Genomic DNA, 3,067 nt, shown 5'->3' with positions numbered 1-3,067 from the left:
TCTTGTTCATTGAAAACTGGATAAAACGACATTGAAAGTAATCAAGTAATCAACCGAGTCGCATATATGCGATTCAAGCAATCTTTTTAACCAACGGAAGCCTATCGCTAGGATGAAGTTGGACCTTTTATAGGTTAAGTTAGAAAGGGCGCACGGCGGATGCCTTGGCACTAGGAGCCGATGAAGGACGGCACTAACACCGATATGCTTCGGGGAGCTGTAAGTGAGCTTTGATCCGAAGATTTCCGAATGGGGAAACCCACTGTCCATAATGGGACAGTACGTGTATGTGAATACATAGCATACTCGTGGCACACCCGGAGAACTGAAACATCTAAGTACCCGGAGGAAGAGAAAGAAACATCGATTCCCTTAGTAGCGGCGAGCGAAACGGGAAGAGCCCAAACCAAGAAGCTTGCTTCTTGGGGTTGTAGGACACTCTATACGGAGTTACAAAGGAATGCGTTAGATGAAGCGACCTGGAAAGGTCCGCCAAAGAGGGTAAAAGCCCCGTAGTCGAAAACGCATTCTCTCCAGAGTGGATCCTGAGTACGGCGGAACACGTGAAATTCCGTCGGAATCCGGGAGGACCATCTCCCAAGGCTAAATACTCCCTAGTGACCGATAGTGAACCAGTACCGTGAGGGAAAGGTGAAAAGCACCCCGGAAGGGGAGTGAAATAGATCCTGAAACCGTGCGCTTACAAATTGTCAGAGCCCGTTAATGGGTGATGGCGTGCCTTTTGTAGAATGAACCGGCGAGTTACGATTCCATGCAAGGTTAAGCTGAGAAAGCGGAGCCGCAGCGAAAGCGAGTCTGAATAGGGCGAATGAGTATGGGGTCGTAGACCCGAAACCAGGTGATCTACCCATGTCCAGGGTGAAGGTCAGGTAACACTGACTGGAGGCCCGAACCCACGTATGTTGAAAAATGCGGGGATGAGGTGTGGGTAGCGGTGAAATTCCAATCGAACCTGGAGATAGCTGGTTCTCTCCGAAATAGCTTTAGGGCTAGCCTCAAACGAAAGAATCTCGGAGGTAGAGCACTGTTTGGACGAGGGGCCCATCCCGGGTTACCGAATTCAGACAAACTCCGAATGCCGATGATTTATGTTTGGGAGTCAGACAGTGGGTGATAAGATCCATTGTCGAGAGGGAAACAGCCCAGACCACCAGCTAAGGTCCCCAAGTATCTGTTAAGTGGAAAAGGATGTGGCGTTGCCCAGACAACCAGGATGTTGGCTTAGAAGCAGCCATCATTTAAAGAGTGCGTAATAGCTCACTGGTCGAGTGGCGCTGCGCCGAAAATGTACCGGGGCTAAACAGATCACCGAAGCTGTGGATTGACCTTAGGGTCAATGGTAGGAGAGCGTTCCAAGGGCGTTGAAGCTAGACCGGAAGGACTGGTGGAGCGCTTGGAAGTGAGAATGCCGGTATGAGTAGCGAAAGAAGGGTGAGAATCCCTTCCACCGAATGCCCAAGGTTTCCTGAGGAAGGCTCGTCCGCTCAGGGTTAGTCAGGACCTAAGTCGAGGCCGATAGGCGTAGACGATGGACAACAGGTTGATATTCCTGTACCACCTCCCCGCCGTTTGAGTAATGGGGGGACGCAGTAGGATAGGGTGAGCACACAGTTGGTTGTGTGTCTAAGCAGTGAGGTGGAGAACGAGGCAAATCCCGTTCTCATATAACACTAGGCTGTGATGGCGAGGAGATTGATCTCCAGAGTCCCTGATTTCACACTGCCAAGAAAAGCCTCTAGCGAGGCGGGAGGTGCCTGTACCGCAAACCGACACAGGTAGGCGAGGAGAGAATCCTAAGGTGATCGAGAGAACTCTCGTTAAGGAACTCGGCAAAATGACCCCGTAACTTCGGGAGAAGGGGTGCTCTGGTAGGGTGAATAGCCCGAGAGAGCCGCAGTGAATAGGCCCAGGCGACTGTTTAGCAAAAACACAGGTCTCTGCAAAATCGTAAGATGACGTATAGGGGCTGACGCCTGCCCGGTGCTGGAAGGTTAAGAGGAGGGGTTAGCGCAAGCGAAGCTCTGAATTGAAGCCCCAGTAAACGGCGGCCGTAACTATAACGGTCCTAAGGTAGCGAAATTCCTTGTCGGGTAAGTTCCGACCCGCACGAAAGGCGTAACGATCTGGGCACTGTCTCAACGAGAGACTCGGTGAAATTATAATATGCGTGAAGATGCGCATTACCCGCGACAGGACGGAAAGACCCCGTGGAGCTTTACTGTAGCCTGATATTGAATTCCGGTGCAGCCTGTACAGGATAGGTAGGAGCCTTGGATTCCGGAGCGCCAGCTTCGGAGGAGGCATTGGTGGGATACTACCCTGGCTGTATTGGACTTCTAACCCTTGCCCGTGATCCGGGCAGGAGACAGTGTCAGGTGGACAGTTTGACTGGGGCGGTCGCCTCCTAAAGAGTAACGGAGGCGCTCAAAGGTTTCCTCAGAATGGTTGGACATCATTCGCAGAGTGCAAAGGCATAAGGAAGCTTGACTGCGAGACCTACAAGTCGAGCAGGGTCGAAAGACGGACTTAGTGATCCGGTGGTTCCGCATGGAAGGGCCATCGCTCAACGGATAAAAGCTACCCCGGGGATAACAGGCTTATCTCCCCCAAGAGTCCACATCGACGGGGAGGTTTGGCACCTCGATGTCGGCTCGTCGCATCCTGGGGCTGTAGTCGGTCCCAAGGGTTGGGCTGTTCGCCCATTAAAGCGGCACGCGAGCTGGGTTCAGAACGTCGTGAGACAGTTCGGTCCCTATCCGTCGCGGGCGCAGGAAATTTGAGGAGAGCTGTCCTTAGTACGAGAGGACCGGGATGGACATACCGCTGGTGTACCAGTTGTCTTGCCAAAGGCATCGCTGGGTAGCTATGTATGGACGGGATAAATGCTGAAAGCATCTAAGCATGAAGCCCCCTTCAAGATGAGATTTCCCATTACGCAAGTAAGTAAGATCCCTCAAAGATGATGAGGTGGATAGGTCTGGGGTGTAAGTACGGCGACGTATGTAGCTGACAGATACTAATCGATCGAGGACTTAACCTATTGTAA

The 3,067-nt window shown here is 52.1% G+C and carries 1 rRNA gene; it reads left to right on the top strand.

Going from position 1 to position 3,067, the window contains the following annotated elements:
- The first annotated feature begins 132 nt into the window (after positions 1–132).
- Positions 133–3,061: ribosomal RNA gene (locus CSV77_RS16590) — 23S ribosomal RNA — on the top strand.
- Positions 3,062–3,067 lie beyond the last annotated feature (6 nt).

The organism is Sporosarcina sp. P16b (assembly GCF_002743065.1).
Classification (GTDB): Bacteria; Bacillota; Bacilli; order Bacillales_A; family Planococcaceae; genus Sporosarcina.
The sequence above is the reverse complement of the archived record's forward strand: the minus strand, read 5'-3'. Positions and strand labels throughout refer to the sequence as shown.